The following is a 20,956-nucleotide window of genomic DNA, read 5'->3' as shown; positions in this document are numbered from 1 at the left end:
AGAACTTTTCGTCAATGAGAAGTTCTGACTTAAAAACAATCCCAAGTTTGCATCGCCATGTGTACAACACTTTCCAATTGTTCAAAAGTTGCTCCATCACGTGCTTGCAAGCTTAGCCCTTGTAAAATCGTCATATAATAATCTGTCATTGCCTGAATATTAGTTTGTGCACTAATTTCACCTGAGGCTTGGGCAGCTAATAATTTTTCAATTAAATTCGATTTAGATAGCTGTCTTTTTTCCGAAATTGATTGTTGTATTTGTTGATTTTGAATCGAACAGTTCATTGTCGACACGACCAACATACATCCTTTCGGTTTGTCTTTCTGCACCAGTCGTTTTAGATTTTCAATCAAATAGAGTTCCATTGCTAATTTTATGGAATGTGCCTGTTTAAAAATCATTTCCATCGAGCATGATTCATGCTTGAGATAATAGTCAATGCAACGATTAAAGAGCTCAGATTTATCACCATACGTACTATAAAGACTAGGTGCAGTGATTCCCATGGCGAATGTTAAATCACTCATTGACGTGGCTTCATAACCGTATTTCCAAAATAGTGTCATGGCTTTTTCAAGTGCTTGTTCTTCATTAAAACACTTAGGACGTCCACGCCCCTTAGATATTGATTTGGCACTATCCATTTGATTTATTGGCTTTGAACTTTCCTGCATATTCAACCCAATTAATTTTATAATGATCATTAATAAATTAATTGACCCAGATCTTAAATTCAAATATTTTATTTTTATAACAATCATTATGAAATTATTTTCAAGGAGCGTTGGTCAATGAATTCTGAATCTCATCTGACTGAAACCGCTGTTAATTCTCCATCTCCTACAAAAAATCAAGGAAATTGGTTTGCTGTTATTACACTTTCTATCACCGCTTTTATATTAGTGACCAGTGAGTTTCTCCCTATTGGTGTGCTCAATGCAATCGCATTAGATCTCAACATTTCAGTCGGTACTGCTGGCCTGTTCATTACCCTTCCAGGCGTGATGGGTGCTTTCGCAGCACCGCTTATCTCGGTCTGGGTGAAGCAACTTGATCGACGCTATTTATTAATCGCACTCACAGCGGTCATGGTCATTGCAAATTTCATTACGAGCTATTCAGAAAGTTTCACTTGGATTCTATTGAGTCGCTTTTTCTTGGGTATCGCGATAGGCGGATTCTGGGCAACTGCAATCGCCTTAAGTGGTCGTGTTGCACCTCCTCACCTACCCATCGCCAAAGCAACAGCTATCGTCATGGCTGGCGTGACTCTGGCAACTGTGCTGGGTGTTCCGGTTGGAACATGGCTAAGTGAAATTTACGGTTGGCGTAATGCCTTTATGATCACCTCGGTGATTGGTGCCATTATTCTGTTTTTTGAAATTAAATTCCTACCGAAATTACCGCCGACTTCAGCTATTCAATATAGTGATCTACCCGCATTGTTTCGAGATCCAAAAGCTCGTAAAGGGTTAATCATTGTTTTATTTATCGGATTAGCGCATTTTTCAACATACAGTTACTTGGCGCCTTTCTATAAAAATGAAGCAGGATTTGATGGTTCAACCATCAGTTCTTTACTTCTTATTTATGGAGCAGCAGGCTTCGTAGGCAATGCATTCTCCGGTTATAGCAGCAATATCAATGTCCGCTATACGCTTTTTGCTGTTGCATTGTGTTTAGCAATCGTATTCCTTACATTCCCTGTTTATGCCAAATTCTTAACTGGTGCATATATTCTTACAGCATTATGGGGTTTTGCTTTTGGTGCCTTTCCTACGACAGCCAATATCTGGATGTTTTTACATGCGCCACATGCGGTTGAAAAAGGGATGCCTCTTTTTGTCAGTATGTTCCAAATCATGATTGCAGCAGGCGCTTTATTTGGTGGTTTTATGGTAGATCACTTCAATACCAGTACCTTAATTTACAGTGTATTGATTTTTATCTCTTTAGCTGTAATTGCTGTATTTACACATAGTCGAGGATTGAATAATCCTAAAGCTCAGCAATGTACATCAATTAATTGAGTTGAGTTGAGTTGAGTTGAGTTGAGTTGAGTTGAGTTGAGTTGAGTTGAGTTGAGTTGAGTGTAATTTTTTACGCTCAATTCTTAAATAATTCTATGAAATATAAACTCATTTCGTTGAGTGAAATCAATTCAAGAAATTAACGCGCTAAATTCTCAACCATCATTCAAATCGATCAATGCACCAATTCGGTGACATTTGCACAAAAATGATGAATTTTTTCATGAAAAATCCGTTAATCACTCCTCCATATTATTAATTATACCTAAATTATATATTTATCATTATTTATTAGTTGGCATACAAAATGCATTCATTATGATGAGTCTATCGTTTAACGCTAGTTATTCGATTTACTTGAAAATAAAATCAAACATGAATGGTGAATACAATGAATAATTCAAATCCAACAACTTTAAAAGAACTTACATTAGATGAAATTGAAGCAGTATCTGGTGCAGGTTTAGTGACTAATTTGCTTGGTACTGTCGGTTCTCTTGTAGGATTAAAAGATCCTTTAGTGAAAATTGGCACTGGCGTAAATGAAACACTTAATGGAACAATTGATTCACTAGGATTAGGTGTATTAAAAGGTGTTGTAGACACGTTGATTTAATTTTAAAAATCTTATGAACAATAGACTTTTTAATCTTTCAAATCACTCATCAAAAGGCTCGTGAATGAGCCTTTTGATTGATATCCTACAAGATTTTGAACTAGAATGCTCTATACATGGATTGTTCAGCAATACAATAATTTTCCTCTATTTATGGCATCTAAGTTCGGGGTTAATGTGAATTCTTCCGATGAGAAGCTTACTCAACCATAAGATTGGTAAATTCTGCTGCTAAACTTATATACATTCATCCCTAAAAATACACATCAAAAGCTGAACTTTTCTCACTTTGATTAAGTCATTATTTTAAAAAGTAGCAATTTCATACTCGATAATTTTCATTATATTGATAAATTAAATATTTAATTTTTAAAGGTGCGAACTTGAAGACAATTGGTTTATTAGGTGGGATGAGTTGGGAGTCGACTGATTTGTACTATCAACAAATCAATAAGATGGTTCAAACGAAACTTGGCAAGTTACACTCTGCTAAGGTTATTCTTATTAGCGTTGATTTCGCTGAAATTGAGGAGTTACAACGCAAAGGATTATGGGAAGATGCAGGAATCTATTTAAGAGATCAAGCCATACAATTAGAAAAAGCAGGTGCAGATGGCATAGTACTTTGTACAAATACAATGCACAAAGTAGCAACTTATATTGAGGAATCAACCAACGTACCATTTATTCATATAGCAGATGCGACAGCCATGGAAATCATGAGCCAGAAAATTACAAAAATTGGGCTGCTTGGTACTGCATTTACGATGGAACAAGATTTTTATAAAAGCAGATTGGAGGAAAAAGGACTTAAAGTAATAACACCTAATAAAGCGAGTAGAAAAATTGTTCATGATATTATTTACAACGAATTATGTTTAGGCATAATTAGCGAAGCTTCGCAAAAGAAATATATTCATATTGTCGAAGAATTAATATCTTCTGGCGCTGAAGGAATCATTTTAGGATGCACTGAGATTTGTATGCTTATAGGAGATCTAAAATTCTCAGTCCCTCTATTTGATACAACTTCTATTCATGCGCAAGCAGCTGTAGATTTTGTATTATCATAAATATTTCATAGCATAAAAATCATTCAGCTCATGCTAAAAAATATTTAACTGACATCAAAATCTATCATCAAGTACATGAATCGTTGCTCAAGACTAAATTTAATCAAATAAATACATATTTTAAAAATCGCTTTTTTTGATTGATATTCATGCCACAACAATCATCATTTAATCCTCATCGATAGAATTTAGAATGATGTTGAAATCAATAATTTCATCTGCGATTTCTGTCGCCATACGTTCATGAGAAATCATAATGACCGTTTCAACTCGCTCTTGAATAATTTTTAAAATTTTCGAAATTGTTTTCTCATCTAAGGCTGCTGTAGGTTCATCTAAGATCAGAAGCTCTGGTTGTTTTAATAATGCACGAATGATGTTTAATCGTTGTTTTTCACCACCAGAGAAGTTTTTATAAATTTCTTGTATATCATCGTCTAACTCAATTTGATTTTTTTCCAGCAAATGGAGTAAATCGAACTCTTTTAGCCAATGTTTAAGCTCCTCATCAGAATATTTGATCTCAGTATTTTGAATCAAATTTTGTCTTAATGAGGTTGAATAAACGATCGGAGTTTGGCTGACCACAGCAATCTGATCAAATATCTTTTCTGAAAATACTGAAGTGATCTCTAAACTTCTAAAGAATAGTCGTCCAGATTTGATCTTTTCTATTCCCACCAAATAATTGAGGAAACTTGATTTTCCAATACCTGTTCGACCTTGAATTAAATATATTTTTCCACACACGATGTCTAAATTAAAATTTTCAATCGTCTGCTGACCTAGATCAAATGTCACATTTTGAAATGAATACGCCACCTCACTTTCTTTCTGTTCCTCAGCTTTTAGATCATTCGTACTGAATGACTCATGTTCCAATTCAAAATATTCTAGGTACTGATCAATAGCCACAATATGACCTTTCAAATGAATGATATTTTGAGACATCATCATTAACGGAATGGTTAAACCTATAATATAGGTACTGACTAAAACAAAATCACCTGAACTAAAACTTTGATATTCAAACATATAGACTGATAAAACCATGAATACCAAAAGAAAAAATGACACAAATAACAGTTGATATATCATGAGATACTGAAGCTTTTTATAGGTATCCTGAGTCTTTATTTTATAGTCATCGATTCTGCGGCTAAACTCTTCAAATTCGTAATATTTCGAATGACTGAGTTTGATATCATAACTTTGTTGGAGTTTTTCAATCACAAATTGATTCAGTTGATTTCGAGCACCATACATAATCGTAAAGATATCTTGTGTCTTAAAGGTAATGATGAGCGATAAAGCAACTGTACAAGCTGAGAATACGAAAAAATACACACCAAATTCAAGATTGATCGTATTTCCGAGCACATACACCATACCTAAGATTTTAAATACCGTAGGTACAATGACAAAAAATATAGTAAAAATAATTGTACCAAGTGCTTCGCTGCCACGAATTAAATTGGCATTAAATACACCGATATCTTGTTGACGTTGATCTTTTAATTTCAAATCTAGAAAATTAAATACACCAGCTTTAAGCATGGATGCATCAACATTTCTGTTCATCATAGACATGGCAAAATTATTTACATTCTTCATCCCTTCATTGATAAACCAAGCGAGTGCATAAGCTACGGCGAATAAATAGAGTAGATGAATTTGAAAAAAATCTTGAATCGAATAGTAATGATCAGGTTCACTGGTCTGGTCAATCAGCAGCTTAAACAAATACGGTAAACCAACACTCGTACCAATAATTAAAATTTGAAGTATGGCTAAAACGAAGAATACACTTAATCCATTTTCATCATGTTGACGGAATAACATCCACGCCTTTTTAAATTGTTTAATCTTTTCAGTCATCATTCTTTAAATTAGTTATTTTTTGTGATGACTATTTTAAACAATACTAATCAATAAGTTTGGATATTGATCGTAGAAGCTTTGTACTTATAAAGTAGCTAATCATTGATTCTAATGTCTAAAAACTAAGTTCAATCAGCCCAACTAACGATATTTACCATAAATACGCCACGTGTTGTTATCCGCCAATGGATCGCTATATGAGTCATTTCGTTGCTTACGTGGTTTATCGCGAGCATCAACCAACTCGAAATGAGGCTCAACACTTAAGACAATACCATTTACATAAAAACGTGTTCTCGTATATTCACTTTGCCCATGCTGAAATACATAAGTTCTTAAATCTATAAATTCGCGATGCGCAACTAATGCAGCAGTGTCATCATGATCCAACCAGCGACTCATTGCTAAAACTTGTTCAGGCTCAAACTGCCCACACTTCTCTAACACACTGGCAATACCACGAAAAGTCTTTGATTCCTTTGCACGTGTTTTGTTAATGCGAATTCGATCTACATGAAAATAAAACAGCGGTAAATTTAGATGACTCGGTAAATGAATGGCATCTAAAACCTCGTCTTCCATAAAAGGTTGAAATAAATCTTGTGCCCTTTCGATTAGACCTGTCCACTGCTGGTAATATGCAGCAACTTGCTCTTTGCTACCATAATAAATGGGTAGACCTTCGACATTTGCAAGATCGACAGGTGGCCAAATATTCTGTCTCAGTAACGCAATATCACTTTTTAAATTTTGAACTGCGATAGCATCTTGCATAGAAAGGCTCATAAAAATTACTTAGGCTATTTTTAGATTAAGTGAAAGGTTTAGTTTATGCAAGCCTTTGCCTATAATAGTGCTTGAATTAGGTTATTTATTAGGAACAATTCATGGTTCAAAAGATTCAAGCGACTGATGTCACTGAAGAAGAAGCATTGAATGCGATTTTCTTCGAACGTGCTGATGAATTTATTAAGCAAGCCAATGAATTTTGCCGTGTTGAAAAAGGTTCTACTGTTAAACCAGCCGATGCTCGTGGTCAAGTCAGTGCTGCGATGCTATTTGGTACTGCTCGTTTTAATACATGGGTTGCTGCCAATAACTTTAAAGATGGCAATGAAATGCGTGATGCTAAAGAACAAGTGATGTCTTATATCATGCAACAGTTTCATATGATGCTTGAAGATAATTATGACGAATACTGCGAACAGTTTGAGAACTACCTTCGCTTCCGTCGTAATGAAGAGTTTCATGCAAATAAACATGACCACGAACATTAAATAGATTTGCATTGTGTGCATTGGGCCTCCTTTAGGGGGCTTTTTTAATGCTTAAACTCTAATATTCAAACGAAAATGCAATTCAAAAATTGATCAATTTCTCGTATGTTATTCTTATTGATGACTCAACTAAGGATAGCGATGAATCAACTCAACTTTCCCATCGTCGATGCTCATATCCATCAATGGGATCCTTATCACACACCGCATGCTGCCGCTTTAGCTGTTAAACTTTTTGGAAAACATCCAAAAATCTTGGATAAAGTCGTTCGTCTCGTAAAACCTAAAGATTTAATAGAGACAGTAGGACTTACAGATTACATCACAGCACCCTATTTACCAGCGGATTACCACAAAGACATTGGACATTATACTGTGAGCCGCGTTGTACATGTCGAAGCCAGCTGGCATCATAAAAAAGGAACTGGCGTTGTAGAAGAAACGCAATTTATTCAGCAGCTTCCTTTTTCTCAAGAAAACATCAAATTGGCTGGAATCGTTGCAACAGCTGATCCTCGTGAAAGCAATTTCAAAAAAATTCTTAAAATGCATAAAAAGGCATCTCCGCATTTTCGTGGTATTCGAAAAATGGCTGCACATCATGAAGATCCCGGAATTCATGCTTGGAACGATGATCCCCATCTCTACACTGATCGAAAATTTTTAAAAGGTTTTGAAGCCTTAGCCCAGTACAATTTAAGCTTTGATGCTTGGGTTTATTCTAGCCAGCTTAAAGATGTTATTGCTTTGGCAAAACGTTTTCCTGAGACTGCGATTGTCTTAGATCATTTGGGCACACCAGCAGGTTTATTCGGCCCAGTAGGTAAACACACAGGAATCACCCAAACTGCGCGAGACAATATCTATTTCCACTGGAAAGAAGATCTTGCAGAATTAGCTCAATGTCCGAATGTATATACAAAAATGTCTGGACTCTTCATGCCAGTTTTGGGTCATCAATTTCATACACGACGAACACTAGCATCTAAACAACAAATCATTGAATTGGTCTCTCCTATGATTAATCATGCTTTACAATGTTTTGGACCTTATCGTGTCATGTTTGCATCCAACTTTCCAATGGACAAAGTGAGCACATCACTTACAAATATCATTGATGCCTTTAGCGACATAATCGCTGCCTATAATTCAGAAGTTGTTGAACAGATATTTTGTAAAAATGCGCAGCAATTTTATAAGCTTTAAAAAAAAAGGCTCATTCACGATCGAATGAGCCTTTTTGAATCGTACATTGTGGCTCTAAGTTTTAGGCTTTGAAATCATGTCAGGTTGTGGTTTACCATACTGATCTGCCATAACTTCAACCAAAAACTCAGGCTTAATATATTTTTTGATCGCTGCATCTATATCTTTCTTCGTCAGTTTTGCAAATGCCTGATCTCGCTCTAGTCTTGAAAGCTGTGTTTTATTTTGCTCAAGCTGACTGTTCAATCCACGATGAATACGGCGCTCATCCTCTAAATTCGTGACACGCTGTTTCATAATATTGGCTTTAGCCGCTTCAAGCTCTTGCTCCGTCACACCATTCTTTAATAAGTCAGTAAATACTTTATGCACACCTTGAGAAACTTGAGCTGATTTTCCTGCTGCATAATTAGCACTTACACCTAGAGCACCAGCATTGATAAAATTATCCAAACTCAAACTACTTCCAAAGCTGTAAACCAACGCATTTTTTTCACGTAACTCCATGGCAAGGCGTGATGATAATTGTGACTCGCCTAGAATATGGCTCAACACATATAATGCTTCTGCATCAGGATGATTATTACCCACTGGAATGGCAATAACCGCTTGATAATTACCAAATTGACGCTGTTCAGCCAGCGCATGAACTTTTTGAGCAGGATAATCTATATGACTGCCCTGCAAACGTTGGTATGGTTCTTTTGTCTTAGACTGACCTAAAGATGAATTCAAATATTTCAGAATGGCTTTGTCATCAAAATCACCAGTCACCGATATTTGACCATTTTGAGTTGTAAAATACTTTTGGTACAAAGCTTTAATTTGATCATTGGTGATGGTTTCAATTTGCTGCTTTGCTAGCTCAGGTTCAAAATGATATCGCAAATCATCTGGTTCATATCGCTCTACGATTCTAGCGATAGTCAGTCCTGCAACAGTTTCAGGCTCTGTATATGGTCGATTTAATGACGACAATGTTTGCGATTTGATGAGGTCAAACTGACTTTGCTCAAATTTCGGATTATTCATAACGTCGACAATAAACTTGAAGAATTCTGGAAATTTTTCTTTCTTCGCAGATACGTTAATCACAATACCATTATCAACAGCTGAAGCAGATGCTCGACCACCCGCCTCGATTGATTTGTCTGCAATATCTTGCAGGCTATACTGCTCAGATGCTCTCAATAGCAAATAAGACATAAAGCCTAGTGCTTCACCTTGATGCTTGAGTGATTGTGCTGTCCCGAAATTTAAAGATATCGATGCGTAAGTTTTGTCATCGCGTGTTGACGTTGGGAATAGTGCATAATGCATCCCATTTTTCAAAATACCACGCTTGATTTTTTTCTCTAACTTTTCAACATACTGTTTGGAATTTTTTAAGTGCTCAGCCACTTCAGCCTTATACACAGCTGGGTCTTTTAAAGGCTCTTCTTGAGTTGTCACTTGATCTAAAGTTTTTGATTCTTGCTCATGAGCGTCTAGCTCGAGTGCCTTTTTTTGATCCTCAGGCGTAGGTTGTATGTCTCCCGAAATGCGATGCTCAGCAACCAAGAATTGATTTATTGCTTGATTAACTTGATCGACATTTAAACTTTGTATCTCTGCTTGATCTTTAAAATATTTTGCCCAATCCCCATTGGATGAAACCACATAATCACTAATGAAACCGCCCACAGAAGAAGCATTGGTCATCATGCTCTCTTGACCATTTTTAATCATGTTTTTGACACGATTTAATTCTGTTTCATTAAATTGATGCTTTTTCTCAATTCCTTTCTCTAGAGAAAGGGCAACTTTTTTCTCGTCGTGATTAGGAGCATACACTGCCCCCATAAAAACAAGATTAAAATCTGGTGTTAACCATGTCGTCGATTGAACCTGTGTAGCCGTACCTGTTTCTACAATATCTTTGTACAAATGACCACTAGGTTGCATTGTAAATAAATAAGGTGCTAAAGCGAGTGCAGTCTGTGTTTTTTGCTGGGTGCCATTGAGATAAATATTGTATTTGCCTAAATCACTTCCCTTTTGCACGATAAATTGACGATCTTTGATCTTGGTCGAATCAAGCATTGGAACTTGGGTTGACTCAGGAATTTGACGCGCAGGAATTTGATTAAAATTTTTATCCACTGCTTTCAGGATATCCGCTTTATTAAATTTACCTGCAATCACTAGAACTGCATTATTCGGTGCATACCATTGTCGGTAAAATTGATTCAGTTCCTTCATGTTGATTGACTGAAGCTCAGTTAAATCACCAATCGGTAGACGACCTAGATACTGATTTCCGTAAGCAGATTTCCAAATTTGATCCATCAATACTGAAAAAGGTTGATCCATTCGAACCTCACGCTCTCGTTTTACGATTGCGATTTCTGACGGAACAAATTTTTCCTGAAGTACGAGCTTATCCATTCGCTCTGCCTCCAGATACAACATTTCATCAATGGCTTTTTGTTCTGGACGGATGACACTCATATACTGGGTAGAATAGTAGTCAGTCATCGCATTACTCATGAGCGTATGCTGATCTAGACGACGTTGAAACTCATCTCCTTTTACATTTTCTGTGCCTTTAAACGCGAGATGCTCAAGTAAATGTGCTAAACCACCTTTACCTTGTGGGTCATTCAAAGCTCCCGTTAAATACACCATATTCATAAAAATTTTATTTTCTTTAGGTATCGGTGCCAAAATCACCCGTAAACCATTTTCTAGTTTGTATTCTTCAATATTTTGTTCATTCTTGACCAAAACAGGTTGTGCTAAACCGCTAGAACTGACCGCAACGATCATTAAAGTAAGTGAAAGTTTTTTAAAACGAGTTAGCATTGTTCTTCCAATTATTGATATAAAAAAATTGATCACACGCCTGACAAGGGTATGATCAATAGGGTTTATGCTTTAAAGGTAAATTTCAGCTTTCATATAAAGTTTGGCATAGCCAGAAATTTCAATTCTTTGATTCTCTTTAAGTTGGCAATACAACACGCCACCTCGTTCTGAGCTTTGAAAAGCAATAAGTTCTGTTTTATTCAATTTCTCAGCCCACAAGGGTGCTAATCCTGTATGCATAGAACCTGTTACAGGATCTTCATTGATGCCTTTATGTGGTGCAAAATAACGTGCCACATAATCATATTGTTCTGATGCTGCAGTTATAGCAATATCGGGATGATCGGATGCTGTAATACAAGTGCTAACCTCATATGCTTCAGCAATTGCATTAATATTGGCTAAATTAGGTTTGGCATTAAGCACATCTTGTTCACTTTCCAAGACTAAAATATAAGCTTGTTGATTTAGATAAATTTCCTTGATTGGGCGATCGACCACTTCTTTTAATAATTCAGGAAACTCTTCAGTTAAATGAGGGATTCGAACAGGGAAATTCATTGTAATTTTTCCATCATCTTGTCGCGTGATGGTAAAAATTCCTAAATCTTTGACATGAAATTTAATTTTTTTCGCTTGAGTATACTCATTAAAAAGTACATAACTGCTCGCTAAAGTGGCATGACCACAAAAATCGACTTCAACTTTAGGTGTAAACCAACGGATTTCATAATTTTCATCATCAATAATTTTAACAAAAGCCGTTTCAGCCAAATTATTTTCAAATGCAATATTCTGCATGAGTGATGTATCAAGCCATTCTTCACTGACCACTACAGCTGCAGGATTCCCCTTAAACAACGCTGTAGTAAAGGCATCAACTTGATACATTTTCATAAATACACCCCTAATATTTCCAAACTTCTAATTGAGAATAATAATCTTTTATCATTTCAAATCATAGATTAATTTCAATCTTGACTATAAATTATTGCTTCACAAAGATTCGTTCATAAACTGTATATCTCTAATGATCTTCCATAAAAAAACCCTCACATGAGGGTCTTTTGCTATTTACGCTTTTTGAGCGCTTTCTTTAAATCTTTTAATTTAGATTCATGTTTAGAAATTTTCTTAAGTCTCGATTTAATTTGATCTTTCAAATCTTTAATTTTTAACTTGGACTTATTCGCCATATCTTATCTTCCTCGTGTCATTCACTTTAAATTGTTAATGCTTGAATTTACTGACAAGAATGGGCATTCATCCCTAAATTCCCATTCAATTCATGATTAATGGATTAACGATTTTGTTGATCTAAATCAGATTGCTGTTGTGATTGTTGACGGGACTGTTGCTGATTCTGCTGCTGTTGATCTTGTTGCTGTTGCTGCTGATTCGGTTGTTGTTGATGTGGCTGTTGACCTTGTTGACGTTGTTGGTGATTTTGTTGCTGTTGCTCATTTTGATCTTGATTGTATTGATTACTCATTTCATATCTCCATGATTATCAGTTTTTTGATACGGATCTTGAATTCTTTTTTTACTTGAATTAGACCAGTACAAATAACCATAACCCTTTTGCATGAAACTGCGAGCATAGAGCTGTATCAAAATACTGCATCGTAACTTCCATTGTGTAAGCTATATAAATTTCAGAGGATTAAAATTGATATTTGTTACGAGGCTTACAAGGCTCTCTCATTTGTTTACTTGTATTAACGAGACTTATTCCTCTGGTTTTAAATATGGATATGGATTTGTAGCACCATTCGTTAAATAAATTCCATAATGTAAATGTGGAGGTGTATTGATCGCATTGCCAGTATTTCCCACATATCCTAATACTTCACCGACTTCAACCCAGTCACCTTCTTGGATGTGTGCTGCATATTCATCTAAATGTGCATAGTAATGGCGACTTAACTGAGGTCCTACCACCCAGATGACTTTACCTCCCAAACTATTTGTGCCGATACGACTTACAATACCTTGTGTTGTACTCAATACAGGCGTACCTCGTTTGGCAAAAATATCAATTCCTTGATGTGTACGACCATTTGAACGTGCTGCCCCCCAAGTATCTGCTATTTGAGTTACTTTGACTCCTTCAACGGGTATCGCCAACGGCTCTGTCAACGCTTGCTGTTGAAGTTTCCAGTATAAATATGGATATTGTATTCCTGCTGTTGCGCCTGAATTTGGGGGCTGACAAGCAGTAAGCATCCAACTGATTGCAATGAGTGATCCGATAATCCTTTTTTTCATATACAACCTAACATCTTAAATTGAGTTAAATTTTAGCGTCTGATCGACGTTTGCATTGTATTGTTTAAATTAAAAGCACTTGTCAGAAACCAATAAAAGCCTGCTTATACCGATTAAATCGTCAGAATTACATATTTTTTTTGATCAATACGATACTTTCTTTTTTGAATCACGCATAATAGTCACCAATTCCCCGATTTATTTTGTTTGACTTCAATGATCGAATCCTCAGATCAATTCAGGATGTTCATAAATTCTTGATAAGTCAGACCTTTCACTATTTGCACATTATTGAAGTTTTTATATGAAAATCGTCATTCTCAATAAACCTTATGGCGTTCTCTCCCAGTTTCGTAAAGACGAAGCGCATATGACAATGTCTGATTTCGTTGACGATCCGACTTTACGTCTTGCTGGACGTTTAGACATGGACTCTGAAGGTCTAGTGTTTTTAACCAACCATGGTGGTTTAAATCAGTATATTACCAACCCTGCCAATAAGAAATTTAAAACTTATTTGGTTCAAGTTGATGGTGATGTGACTGAAGAGGCTTTAGAACAGCTTCGTAAAGGTGTAGAGCTTAAAGACGGTATGACTCTACCCGCAAAAGCTGTAAAAGTTGAACAGCCTGAGTGGTTATGGGATCGTGATCCTCCTGTTCGTTTCCGTGCTTCTGTACCTACTTCTTGGGTTGAAATTTCGATTTGCGAAGGTCGTAACCGCCAAGTTCGACGTATGACTGCAGCAGTAGGTTTCCCAACTTTACGTCTTATTCGCACTAAAATTGGATCAATCGACTTAGTACAGATGGGTCTTGAATCTGGCGAAACTAGAGAAATTGAACCATTACTTTATCCTGACTTTCAAAATGTTCCTGCAGAAGAGCCATACCGCTCACGCTCTTATGTGAAGAAACCAGGCGGTACAGGTGGCAAGCCGATTAATAAGAAAGTCAATAAAGATGGTACTAAGAAAAAATCGGGTACTAAACGTATTTGGCAAATGGAAGAACATGAGAAACCACGTCGTAAGACCAATGGTACTACTCGCCCAAATACAAAAGCTCCACGTGGACGCGCACGCTAAGCTCAAGCTATTGTATAAAAAGTAAAAAGGATGCGATTGCATCCTTTTTTTATACATAAATTAACTTAAATAATCTCTCATTTTAAGTACACTTTTTCGATTATTTGCTTATTGTGAGTTGATACTTATGAAAAAATTTACGCTTGCTCTTTCAGGTTTTGCATTTTCAACATTCACTTTGGCAAATCCTTTAAGTGTTCATGTGCTTAATCAAGAAACTGGTCTTCCATCCTCAAATATTGCAGTTACCCTTGAAGCGCAGCAGGGTGAAAAATGGGTAAAGCTCAACGAAGCTAAAACGGATGAAAATGGTCGTATCAAGGCTCTATATCCAGCTGAAACAGATCTTCAAAAAGGTGTTTACAGAGTAACTTTTAAAACTGGTGACTGGTTTAAAGCAAACAACAAGCGTACTTTCTTCCCAGAAGTGCCAGTGGTTTTTTTGATTGATGGTAGTTTAGATCATTACCATATTCCGTTGTTATTAAGTTCATATGGTTATTCAACCTATCGAGGGAACTAATGTTTTTTGTTGATCATTTATGACACAAATTTAGCTCACATTATGTGAGCTTTTTTATTTCTTTATTAATTTTAAAAGTTTAATTATCCTATTCAAAAGAATAAGGATTTCTTATGAACATAAAAAAAGCTTTCCTAAAGGCTATTACGCTTCTTTTATTTTTATCAATTCTTTACTACTTCTTTTATGCATTGAATGAAAACAAGTTATCTCACTATTGTGATAACTATATTTGTCTTGAAATCTTATCTTTAGCTGAATTTCTTGGGATAATCACAGCTTAGATCAGCCTATATTTCGTACTGAAGTCCCTAGAATCATGGAAAGATGCCTATAAATTCCATAGAGCAATTGAAACTTTATCCAAGTTTGAAGAACTCAAGATTATTTCAAATCAATATCACACCATCTTATACCAATTAAAAAACTCACTCATCCGCGCTAAAGGTCATGAATTATACAGCTCATTTGATTTAGAAGAGCAAAAATACGAAGATAAATTCAATAATCTGTATTACTACGACAAATTAATAAATCTTCAACAGTGGCTTAATCAAGAAAAAAATGTGAACAAGCATAAAGATTTTAAAGAAGTTTTAAGAACTTTTGAAACTGCTATAGATTCTGCTCATAGACTTGTTTCAGAAGCTCATTTAAGTGAGGTAAATTATGGTCAAAATTACGCCTCAGAAACCGACATAAACAGAAGAAAAGAATCTATAAAAAAGGTTCAAATTGCTTTTGAAAAATACTCAAAAGACAAAACAATATTTGAAAAGCGTTTGGAAGTTCTAAGACGAGAACTGGAGTTATGAAAAACCCATAGCTAAGCATGGGTTTTTCATGAATTTTATGACCTAGGCAAATTAAGCTTTAAGCCATTTCTCAGCTTTAGATTGATCTGAAACCTTAAGATCTACTTCAGTGAGTTCACTAGCACCCGATTGAACTTCAAATTGCATTAATTCATCACGACGGAAAGCATGCACATTAAAAGTACCTTCCAATTTTGCATACTTATCGAGTTGCTTAGTGGTCGCCTTTAAACCATCAACTGCGATAATAATGTCATGAGCAGAAAGCCCAGCTTTAACACCTGCGCCATCACGACGAGCAGACTGAATTAATACACCTTCAGGTTTATCTACAAGTTTTAAACCAAATGGTAAAGATTTATCATGCTTTAAAACATAGTCTAAGCCAAATTCAGGGAACAATTGATCAAGCGGTAACTCATCCGTGGTATTAATCAAATGATTAATTTGTTCAGACCAATCATCACCTGTTAATTCTTGGCATAATTCATAGATGGTACGTTCATGAACCTGTATACCCTTTTGCGCATTTTCATACAGCTTACGCATCAATGCATCAAGACTTGAACCTCTTAAACGTAAACCTAAATCTAGACACAGCGCTACTAAGCAACCCTTGTTATAGTAACTTGTGCCAGCATTGTTAGAGTTTTCGTCTTGACGATAGAATTTGACCCATGCATCAAAACTTGACTCTGCAACAGTTTGAACAAAACGACCTGGATTTTGCAAATAACGATCGATCTGCGCCTTTAACAACTTCAAGTAAGATTCCTGAGAAATCACACCACTACGCAGTAGAATCAAATCATCATAGTAGGACGTAAAGCCTTCAAAAATCCATAACAAAGAGGTATAGCCTTCTTTGTCTAAATCATAATTCACAAAATTTTCAGGGCGAATAAATTTCACCAACCATGAATGAAAATATTCATGGCTACACAAACCTAAGAAACGCTGATAATCAGCGGAAGGTTCAACAGGCTCATTGGACTTAGGTAGATCATCACGTGGAGAAATCAAACTGGTTGAGTTCGGATGCTCTAAACCACCATAACTATTACCCGTCGCGATGGTCATAAAGGTGTAGTTTTCGAAAGGTGCCGAACCAAACATCGATATTTCTGTCGCACAGATTTTCTCAATGTCTTGTTTCATACGTTCGATATTCATCGCATGTTTGCCAGAGACCACAAACTCATGCGGAATACCATTTGCTTCAAAAGCAAAACGAGTTTGATCTGCAAGCTCAAATGGTGCATCAATCAATTCAGCGTAGTTTTTTGCCTTAAGCGTATAGCGACCACGCACTAAACTTTTAGATGCCAATCCTGTAGCGAGTTGGAAATGTTTCAATTCATCTGGCAAAAATAACTCAACTTCTACCGCTTTATCTTCTTGTCCTTCTAAACCTAAACATGCACAAGCAGGATTCACATATAAGCGTGTTTCATCAACATAAGCACCACGTACTGAGAGGTCGTATGCATAGACGTCGTACTCAACCGTAATCAGCTCAAAATCAGTATTAAATAACTGCCACTTATTTTTTTCATTTTTACGAATCTTGAGTATTCGACCATCTTCATCATAGGCACGAACAGACTCAATATGTTTTGAAAACTCTCGAATGAGATAACTTCCTGGAATCCAAGTTGGCAAGCTCAATACTTGAGTTGGTTGAGCAACGAAACGAACAGTAACGTGAATGAGATGCTGACGAAAGTCGTCAAATTCGATCTGATAATGCAACATAATGTCTTAATTGAGAAACTATAGAACCAACTTGTATTTAGAGTAGCATTTTTTTACTTGGAGTTGCGCGATTCGTATTAATTGTCTACAAATCTGACTAGAGTTTCAGAAAAAAAAGGCATAGCATGCGGTGTGCTTGATGATCTATGCCATTGGATTGGCTTATATAGGTAAACCCGTTGAAACTCTACTCTGCTCTACTCATAATTTTTAGTTTTTTTATTGTAAATATCACACATGCTTCCTTGTTCGAAGTTGCACCAGAAAGTTTAGAAGCTGAAGCATGGACTGTCTTAGATCCACAATCAGGTCAAGTCATTACTGAACACAATAGCCATGTCCAACGTGCACCAGCTTCGTTAACCAAAATGATGGTGGCATACATCGTTCTGAAAGACATTCAAGCAGGTAAAATTAACAAAAATGAAGTTATTACTGCCACACCAGTTGTCAATGTAGTTCAATGGGATGAGTCTCAGATGTATCTGAAGCCGACTCAACAAATTACGATTGATCAGCTTTTAGCAGGCTTAATTATCATGTCTGCCAACGATGCTGCTGTCACATTGGCTGAACGAATTTCAGGATCAGTGCCTGCATTTGTTCAACGCATGAATCAAGAAGCCAAAGCAATTGGCATGAAAGATACAAACTTTGCCAATCCTGCGGGCATTACAATGGATATGCACTATTCAACAGCGCATGATTTAGCCGTGCTCGCACAAGCACTCACCAATGAAACACCCGATTACCTTGACTACTCGAAACAGCAAAGTTTTACTTACAATCAGCATTTTCACCGTGCAACGAATATCTTACTAAAACAAGATGCTACTGTTGATGGTTTAAAAACAGGGTTTACTCGTGCTGCAGGCTATAACCTTGCACTTACAGCCAACCGACCAACTCAACAATTTGAGCTCAATCAAAGAAGACTTATTGTTGTGGTACTCGGTGCTCAAAGTGGCTTCAAACGCGCTGAAATCGCACATCAACTTTTAAACCTATCCTATGCTTATACACGCAATGAAATTGCAATTAAAAATAAGCAACTAATTGCTGAACTCCCTGTAGTCGCATCGACCTTAAAAATGTTCAGAGTCGAAACTAAAAAGCCAAGTATCGTGACGACCTCTTTGTATAACACGAATCAAATGATTGATATGCGTAATTTTGACAATCAAACTCATCGTTTGATTCAAACAGATGCTTTTGGATTCACTTCAGCTCTTGAGCCTTTACAGCAAACTCAAACGCATATGAACGTCGAGCTACTAACACAATCATTAACCGCACCTATAGCGCAAATTCAGCAGTTGGCACGTATTCATATCTATCAAAATAATCGACTCATTCAAACGGTATTGATTGAGGATGAACTTCAAATTGATGAAGCATCATGGTTTGAAAGTATTTTGAATTGGTTTAAACAATTATTTAGTTTCGGATCTAGCAGTGCAAATCAAGCAAAAATCTATCCTTTAAACTGATTGCAGTTTTTTATTGTAAATCTGTAACTTGTAATACAAAAAGAACAATTCTTTAAAAAAGAGATGGCATATTAACCCCCATCTCTTTTTTATTTATGACGCTATAAAAATAGGAATATTAAATGTCGAATCTTCATCATATTGTCATTGTGGGTGGTGGTGCTGGTGGCTTAGAACTAGCAACACAACTGGGTGACACGCTGGGCAAATCTAAAAAAGCAAAAATTACATTAGTTGACCAAAAGCTTACACATATTTGGAAACCACTTTTACATGAAATTGCAGCAGGTACGTTAAGCCCAAGTGATGAAGAAACAAACTATTTTGGTCATGCTGCGAAGCATCATTATGAGTTTGTATTGGGTAAATTCGAACAATTAGATCGTGAAGCCAAGACCATTCAATTGCTCAAACCTGTGGCGTCAACCTATGATCAATCGACTGATCATTTAACGCTAAGTTATGACACTCTTATTCTAGCGGTTGGTTCGGTTTCCAATGATTTCAATACTTCAGGTGTGCAAGAACATTGTCACTATTTAGATAATCCAAAACAGGCTGAACAGTTCCAGCAGCATCTACTTCATCTTTATATCGAAGCTCAAAATAATAATGACCATCGTGAGCTGCATATTGGCATTATAGGTGCAGGTGCAACTGGCGTTGAGCTTGCAGCTGAATTAGTTCAAGCCAAACAAAACTTCTTTAAATACGGTCTTAATAAAATTGACCCTAAAAACGTCAAAATTTCACTAATTGAAGGCGCGGATCGTATTCTACCGGCTCTTTCTGAAAAAATGTCAGACCATAGCACCAAGCAGCTTAAGCGCATGAATGTGGATATTTTAACGTCTAAGCGTGTCGAAAAAGTGGATGCTGATCAAATTTACTTTAATGATGGAAGTTCAATTCCAGCACAATTAAAAGTTTGGGCTGCAGGCATTAAAACTCCAGCAGTGATTCAAAACCTAGAAGGCTTCGAAAAAGATCGTATGGGTCGCTTACACGTATTTGCAACACTCCAAACAAAAGCAGATCCGAATGTTTTTGCTTTCGGTGATTGCGCATACTGTATTTTAGATGCCCGTGAAACAGCTTTAGGACCGCGTGCGCAAGTTGCAAGTCAACAGGCTGCTTTCCTCGTTGATGCAATGAAAGCGCGAATTTCAGGAAAATCACAACCGATGTTCAATTTTTCTGACAAAGGCTCACTTGTATCTTTAAGTGAGAATAAAGCAGTCGGTGAATTACTTGGTCAGGTCAATGTTCAAGGATTTGTGGCGAAGTCGATGTATGTATCGCTTTACCGACTGCATCAAGCCACGATTTATGGTTATGCACAGGCAGGGTTACTCACAGCCAAAGATTTTGTGACCAGAAAAATAGCACCTAAAATCAAATTGCATTGAAAAATCTAAAAGACGCCCCAATGTAATATTTAAGCGTTATAAATTATCGAAACTGCATTTTTTTTAGAAAATTGTCTACAAAAATTGGTTTTCACTTTATGATGTACCCTTAAAATATTTGAATGGATCATTAACATGACAGTTATTGCAAATGACCTTGTGGTTTTATTTAACTATAAATTGACTAATGCAGAGGGTGAAACTCTCGATCAATCTCAAGGTGAACCACTTGCATATTTGCAAGGCGCTGGCAACATTATCCCTGGCTTAGAAAAAGCAATGTTAGGTAAAACGACTGGTGACAAATTCACAGTAACGATTCCTGCTGCTGAAGCTTATGGTGAGTACAACACTGATTTAGTTCAAGAAGTACCTAAACAAATGTTCCAAGGCGTAGACAACATCGAAGCTGGTATGCAATTCCAAGCGCAAACTGATGATGGCGTTCAAATTGTGACTGTTAAAGCTGTTGAAGGCGAAAACGTAATCGTTGATGCTAACTTCCCACTTGCTGGTCAAGACTTAACATTTGATGTTGAAATCGTTGAAATCCGTGAAGCAACTCAAGAAGAGTTAGATCACGGTCACGTTCACGGTGTAGGTGGTCACCACCACTAAAATCTACGGATTTTAGGACAAAAGGTGAGGCTTCTGCTTCGCCTTTTTTTTATGCAAA

General features: G+C 36.4%; 19 protein-coding genes. 11 read left to right on the top strand and 8 right to left on the bottom strand.

The window, feature by feature from the left end; translation table 11 throughout:
- Nucleotides 1–29 precede the first annotated feature (29 nt).
- The gene (locus AC1M83_RS06480; RefSeq protein ID WP_180028593.1) at nt 30–677 is read right to left on the bottom strand and encodes a TetR/AcrR family transcriptional regulator; all 648 of its coding nucleotides are present in this window, start codon (nt 675–677) and stop codon (nt 30–32) included.
- 117 nt (nt 678–794) lie between these two features.
- Between AC1M83_RS06480 and AC1M83_RS06475 the strand changes: the two genes are divergently transcribed.
- The 3 genes from AC1M83_RS06475 (at nt 795) to AC1M83_RS06465 (ending at nt 3,722) form a co-directional block, all read left to right on the top strand.
- On the top strand, nt 795–2,033 hold the full coding sequence (locus AC1M83_RS06475) for an MFS transporter (RefSeq protein WP_180028592.1): 1,239 nt from the start codon (nt 795–797) through the stop codon (nt 2,031–2,033).
- A gap of 391 nt (nt 2,034–2,424) precedes the next feature.
- Entirely contained in the window at nt 2,425–2,649 is a 225-nt protein-coding gene (locus AC1M83_RS06470) for a hypothetical protein (RefSeq protein WP_180028591.1), read from the top strand.
- Nucleotides 2,650–3,032: 383 nt separating this feature from the next.
- Nucleotides 3,033–3,722 (top strand): aspartate/glutamate racemase family protein, encoded by a 690-nt coding sequence (locus AC1M83_RS06465; protein WP_180028590.1) that lies wholly within the window; start codon nt 3,033–3,035, stop codon nt 3,720–3,722.
- A 168-nt stretch (nt 3,723–3,890) separates the two neighbouring features.
- On the opposite strand, the gene AC1M83_RS06460 is transcribed toward AC1M83_RS06465, so the two are convergent.
- Nucleotides 3,891–5,600, bottom strand: a complete 1,710-nt coding sequence (locus tag AC1M83_RS06460) for an ATP-binding cassette domain-containing protein (RefSeq protein ID WP_481590276.1) — start codon at nt 5,598–5,600, stop codon at nt 3,891–3,893.
- A 144-nt stretch (nt 5,601–5,744) separates the two neighbouring features.
- Nucleotides 5,745–6,377: a hypothetical protein gene (locus AC1M83_RS06455; protein WP_481590275.1), complete on the bottom strand. Its 633-nt coding sequence runs from the start codon at nt 6,375–6,377 to the stop codon at nt 5,745–5,747.
- A 113-nt stretch (nt 6,378–6,490) separates the two neighbouring features.
- Between AC1M83_RS06455 and AC1M83_RS06450 the strand changes: the two genes are divergently transcribed.
- Together AC1M83_RS06450 and AC1M83_RS06445 are read left to right on the top strand one after the other, a co-directional pair.
- Nucleotides 6,491–6,880 (top strand): DUF3144 domain-containing protein, encoded by a 390-nt coding sequence (locus AC1M83_RS06450; protein ID WP_092767127.1) that lies wholly within the window; start codon nt 6,491–6,493, stop codon nt 6,878–6,880.
- A 141-nt stretch (nt 6,881–7,021) separates the two neighbouring features.
- Nucleotides 7,022–8,086, top strand: coding sequence for an amidohydrolase family protein (locus AC1M83_RS06445; RefSeq protein ID WP_481590274.1), 1,065 nt, complete (start codon nt 7,022–7,024; stop codon nt 8,084–8,086).
- A 54-nt stretch (nt 8,087–8,140) separates the two neighbouring features.
- Here AC1M83_RS06445 and AC1M83_RS06440 read toward each other — a convergent pair whose 3' ends face one another.
- The 4 genes from AC1M83_RS06440 to AC1M83_RS06425 form a co-directional block, all read right to left on the bottom strand.
- A complete protein-coding gene (locus AC1M83_RS06440) occupies nt 8,141–10,930 on the bottom strand; it encodes a M16 family metallopeptidase (protein ID WP_481590273.1) in 2,790 nt (929 codons plus the stop codon).
- Between the two features lie 72 nt (nt 10,931–11,002).
- Entirely contained in the window at nt 11,003–11,830 is an 828-nt protein-coding gene (locus AC1M83_RS06435; RefSeq protein WP_481590272.1) for a PhzF family phenazine biosynthesis protein, read from the bottom strand.
- Nucleotides 11,831–12,233: 403 nt separating this feature from the next.
- The gene (locus tag AC1M83_RS06430) at nt 12,234–12,425 is read right to left on the bottom strand and encodes a hypothetical protein (protein WP_035268717.1); all 192 of its coding nucleotides are present in this window, start codon (nt 12,423–12,425) and stop codon (nt 12,234–12,236) included.
- Between the two features lie 236 nt (nt 12,426–12,661).
- Nucleotides 12,662–13,201: a M23 family metallopeptidase gene (locus AC1M83_RS06425; RefSeq protein ID WP_481590271.1), complete on the bottom strand. Its 540-nt coding sequence runs from the start codon at nt 13,199–13,201 to the stop codon at nt 12,662–12,664.
- Nucleotides 13,202–13,505: 304 nt separating this feature from the next.
- Here AC1M83_RS06425 and AC1M83_RS06420 point away from each other — a divergent pair, with 304 nt between their 5' ends.
- The 3 genes from AC1M83_RS06420 to AC1M83_RS06410 all read left to right on the top strand — a co-directional run bounded on the left by AC1M83_RS06420 (nt 13,506) and on the right by AC1M83_RS06410 (nt 15,626).
- Nucleotides 13,506–14,288, top strand: coding sequence for an rRNA large subunit pseudouridine synthase E (locus AC1M83_RS06420; protein ID WP_481590270.1), 783 nt, complete (start codon nt 13,506–13,508; stop codon nt 14,286–14,288).
- A gap of 127 nt (nt 14,289–14,415) precedes the next feature.
- A complete protein-coding gene (gene uraH, locus AC1M83_RS06415) occupies nt 14,416–14,811 on the top strand; it encodes a hydroxyisourate hydrolase (protein WP_481590269.1) in 396 nt (131 codons plus the stop codon).
- A gap of 566 nt (nt 14,812–15,377) precedes the next feature.
- Nucleotides 15,378–15,626, top strand: coding sequence for a hypothetical protein (locus AC1M83_RS06410; protein WP_481590268.1), 249 nt, complete (start codon nt 15,378–15,380; stop codon nt 15,624–15,626).
- Nucleotides 15,627–15,677: 51 nt separating this feature from the next.
- Here AC1M83_RS06410 and AC1M83_RS06405 read toward each other — a convergent pair whose 3' ends face one another.
- On the bottom strand, nt 15,678–17,381 hold the full coding sequence (locus AC1M83_RS06405) for a M61 family metallopeptidase (RefSeq protein ID WP_481590267.1): 1,704 nt from the start codon (nt 17,379–17,381) through the stop codon (nt 15,678–15,680).
- A gap of 179 nt (nt 17,382–17,560) precedes the next feature.
- On the opposite strand from AC1M83_RS06405, the gene AC1M83_RS06400 reads away from it, so the two are divergent.
- From AC1M83_RS06400 to AC1M83_RS06390, 3 genes are all read left to right on the top strand, one after another.
- Nucleotides 17,561–18,871 carry a D-alanyl-D-alanine carboxypeptidase family protein gene (locus tag AC1M83_RS06400; RefSeq protein WP_481590266.1) on the top strand — a complete coding sequence of 437 codons (1,311 nt, stop codon included), beginning with the start codon at nt 17,561–17,563 and terminating at the stop codon, nt 18,869–18,871.
- 122 nt (nt 18,872–18,993) lie between these two features.
- Nucleotides 18,994–20,280 (top strand): NAD(P)/FAD-dependent oxidoreductase, encoded by a 1,287-nt coding sequence (locus tag AC1M83_RS06395; protein WP_035267310.1) that lies wholly within the window; start codon nt 18,994–18,996, stop codon nt 20,278–20,280.
- A gap of 135 nt (nt 20,281–20,415) precedes the next feature.
- Nucleotides 20,416–20,898, top strand: coding sequence for an FKBP-type peptidyl-prolyl cis-trans isomerase (locus tag AC1M83_RS06390; protein ID WP_092767151.1), 483 nt, complete (start codon nt 20,416–20,418; stop codon nt 20,896–20,898).
- Nucleotides 20,899–20,956: the final 58 nt, after the last annotated feature.

The sequence above is a fragment of the Acinetobacter sp. 25-47-130 genome, assembly GCF_056779705.1.
The sequence above is the reverse complement of the archived record's forward strand: the minus strand, read 5'-3'. Positions and strand labels throughout refer to the sequence as shown.

What these genes read in the sequence shown, in the direction of transcription:
- AC1M83_RS06425 (WP_481590271.1), bottom strand. Translation starts at nt 13,201, where the DNA reads ATGAAAAAAAGGATTATCGGATCACTCATTGCAATCAGTTGGATGCTT.
- uraH (WP_481590269.1), top strand. Translation starts at nt 14,416, where the DNA reads ATGAAAAAATTTACGCTTGCTCTTTCAGGTTTTGCATTTTCAACATTC.
- AC1M83_RS06470 (WP_180028591.1), top strand. Translation starts at nt 2,425, where the DNA reads ATGAATAATTCAAATCCAACAACTTTAAAAGAACTTACATTAGATGAA.
- AC1M83_RS06435 (WP_481590272.1), bottom strand. Translation starts at nt 11,830, where the DNA reads ATGAAAATGTATCAAGTTGATGCCTTTACTACAGCGTTGTTTAAGGGG.
- AC1M83_RS06450 (WP_092767127.1), top strand. Translation starts at nt 6,491, where the DNA reads ATGGTTCAAAAGATTCAAGCGACTGATGTCACTGAAGAAGAAGCATTG.
- AC1M83_RS06390 (WP_092767151.1), top strand. Translation starts at nt 20,416, where the DNA reads ATGACAGTTATTGCAAATGACCTTGTGGTTTTATTTAACTATAAATTG.
- AC1M83_RS06460 (WP_481590276.1), bottom strand. Translation starts at nt 5,600, where the DNA reads ATGACTGAAAAGATTAAACAATTTAAAAAGGCGTGGATGTTATTCCGT.
- AC1M83_RS06475 (WP_180028592.1), top strand. Translation starts at nt 795, where the DNA reads ATGAATTCTGAATCTCATCTGACTGAAACCGCTGTTAATTCTCCATCT.
- AC1M83_RS06420 (WP_481590270.1), top strand. Translation starts at nt 13,506, where the DNA reads ATGAAAATCGTCATTCTCAATAAACCTTATGGCGTTCTCTCCCAGTTT.
- AC1M83_RS06405 (WP_481590267.1), bottom strand. Translation starts at nt 17,381, where the DNA reads ATGTTGCATTATCAGATCGAATTTGACGACTTTCGTCAGCATCTCATT.
- AC1M83_RS06480 (WP_180028593.1), bottom strand. Translation starts at nt 677, where the DNA reads ATGCAGGAAAGTTCAAAGCCAATAAATCAAATGGATAGTGCCAAATCA.
- AC1M83_RS06430 (WP_035268717.1), bottom strand. Translation starts at nt 12,425, where the DNA reads ATGAGTAATCAATACAATCAAGATCAAAATGAGCAACAGCAACAAAAT.
- AC1M83_RS06440 (WP_481590273.1), bottom strand. Translation starts at nt 10,930, where the DNA reads ATGCTAACTCGTTTTAAAAAACTTTCACTTACTTTAATGATCGTTGCG.
- AC1M83_RS06455 (WP_481590275.1), bottom strand. Translation starts at nt 6,377, where the DNA reads ATGCAAGATGCTATCGCAGTTCAAAATTTAAAAAGTGATATTGCGTTA.
- AC1M83_RS06395 (WP_035267310.1), top strand. Translation starts at nt 18,994, where the DNA reads ATGTCGAATCTTCATCATATTGTCATTGTGGGTGGTGGTGCTGGTGGC.
- AC1M83_RS06445 (WP_481590274.1), top strand. Translation starts at nt 7,022, where the DNA reads ATGAATCAACTCAACTTTCCCATCGTCGATGCTCATATCCATCAATGG.